General features: G+C 61.3%; 1 protein-coding gene. It reads right to left on the bottom strand.

The window, feature by feature from the left end; translation table 11 throughout:
• Nucleotides 1-511 (bottom strand): Crp/Fnr family transcriptional regulator (locus tag ABFY71_RS18705; protein ID WP_347947376.1); only part of this gene is annotated, 511 nt, incomplete at its 3' end.
• Nucleotides 512-514 lie beyond the last annotated feature (3 nt).

Here is a 514-nt window from a genome sequence, read left to right as displayed (position 1 = left end):
GGATGCCGGCGCTCTCGGTCTTGCCCGCCTGGATGATCAACCGGAGCACGGCGTGGGCCACGCGGCGTTCAACCTCCTCGGTAGCCATCTCGCGAATGCGGGTATGGGCCTCCTGCAGGCGTTGACCGATGGTCTGCATGGCGTTGACCGCCAGATGGGGGTTCTTTTCGATAAACAGGTCCCATACCTGGGTCGGCCAGCAAATCACCACGCTTTCTGCCGACGCCGTTGGCGTGCCGGGATAATCATCGCGTTGCAGGGCCTTGGCAAAACCGAAAATGTCGCCCGGGTGCACCATTCTGACGATGATCTGCTGACCATCGGCGGTGACCTGGGTGACCTTGAGCCGTCCATGCAAGAGTAGGAAAAACTGCGTTGCCGCGGCGCCCTGCTCGAATACAGCTTCGCCGATGGCAAATCGACGCAGCGTGGCCTGCTCCAGCAGCATATCGAGCTCAGCAGCACTGAGCTTGCTGAACAGGGGCAAGGTGCGCACCAGACTCGGGTCAATTCC

The sequence above is a fragment of the Devosia alba genome (assembly GCF_039938915.1).
In the GTDB taxonomy this organism is placed as follows: domain Bacteria; phylum Pseudomonadota; class Alphaproteobacteria; order Rhizobiales; family Devosiaceae; genus Devosia; species Devosia alba.
This window is presented reverse-complemented; position numbering and strand designations above follow the sequence as displayed.